Genomic DNA, 1,314 nt, shown 5'->3' with positions numbered 1-1,314 from the left:
TTCAAAATGACGAGCTTGTAAATAGCCTGAAATCTGTGCTGTGATATTGGTATCTTCTACCGCTTCAATGCGACCGATATATGATTTACTCGGTTGGTAGTCGATTACCGTGACATCCTGAGTTACGACAAGAGGCGCTTGGCTCTCTCTTTGGGCATTATTCGCTTCTCCGCATCCTGCAAGGATAGCTGTAGCCGCCATTAATGCGACAAGTGGTTTCTTTTGCATGTATTTACCGTCTTTATGGAACAGGATATTGTTGAAAACACACTAACCTTACAGACAGTAGATTCCGAATTCTCCTACATAAATTGTGTAAAATGTTTCTAAATGTAATTAATTGAAACGAGCCGAAATAAAGTTGATGCATTTGAAATCATTTTCAGATCTTCATTCACCCCACAATATAAGCAACCTCTAATCATCAATGTGATGTATGACTCATTCGTTTGCCAATTTTGACCAATAAACTCATCAATAAAGGCGGAATTGTTGCTTAGAGCTGAACAAACTCTCCCCGATTAACCATGAAAACGAATCGCTTTCACTGTAATGCTCGTATTTCGACTATTTTTTTAAAAAAAATGGGTTATCATTCAGATAATTCAAAGCCTTCGACCGAGAGGATGAGCATGATTTCTAAATGGGCGAAACGTTTTTACCAAATGGCTGAACTGGTGGCGTCTTGGAGTAAAGACCCTTCAACGCAGGTAGGTGCGGTGATCACTAAACAGAACCGCATTGTTTCTGTTGGCTTTAACGGTTATCCACACGGTGTTTCAGACAGCGTAGACACCGACGAACGTGAACTGAAATACTTAAAAACTCTGCATGCAGAAGAGAACGCAATTCTCTTTTCAAAACGCGATTTGGATGGTTGTGACATTTGGGTAACGCACTTCCCGTGCCCAAACTGCGCTGCAAAGATCATTCAAACAGGTATTTCGCGCGTTCACTGCCCAGAACAGTCTGAAGACTTTCTATCTCGCTGGGGAGATAAAATCCAAGTGAGCCAAGATATGTTTGATCAGGCGGGTGTTGAGGTAGATTGGCTACCGCTAGACGACATCAATTTCGAGGATAAAGACGTTCGTTAGTCCTTCCCAAAACTACAAAGCCCAGACACACAAATTGTCTGGGCTTCTTTGTATCGATGTCACCCATTCAATTGAATTGAATTGAATGGGTGAACGTTCCATCAACCGTGTTTTTTAGCGGTAAGTTCAGCGATTTTTACAATCACAAGGACAGATTTTTCCATCATCTCTACAGAGATAAATTCATGGATACCATGAAAGTTGAAACCACCGGTGA

Annotated in this window: 1 protein-coding gene and 1 pseudogene; one reads left to right on the top strand and one right to left on the bottom strand. The window is 41.2% G+C overall.

What is annotated here, in order from left to right:
• Positions 1-228 (bottom strand): annotated as a pseudogene (locus tag R7P67_RS24715) (efflux transporter periplasmic adaptor subunit); the annotation flags it as partial.
• Positions 229-632: 404 nt separating this feature from the next.
• Between R7P67_RS24715 and R7P67_RS24710 the strand changes: the two are divergent.
• A complete protein-coding gene (locus R7P67_RS24710; protein ID WP_005485131.1) occupies positions 633-1,097 on the top strand; it encodes a dCMP deaminase family protein in 465 nt (154 codons plus the stop codon).
• The last annotated feature ends 217 nt before the right edge of the window (positions 1,098-1,314 follow it).

The organism is Vibrio sp. Vb0937, assembly GCF_033338855.1.
Note: the sequence above shows the minus strand (reverse complement) of the source record. Positions and strands in the feature narration are given on the sequence as shown.

What these genes read in the sequence shown, in the direction of transcription:
- R7P67_RS24710 (WP_005485131.1), top strand. Translation starts at nt 633, where the DNA reads ATGATTTCTAAATGGGCGAAACGTTTTTACCAAATGGCTGAACTGGTG.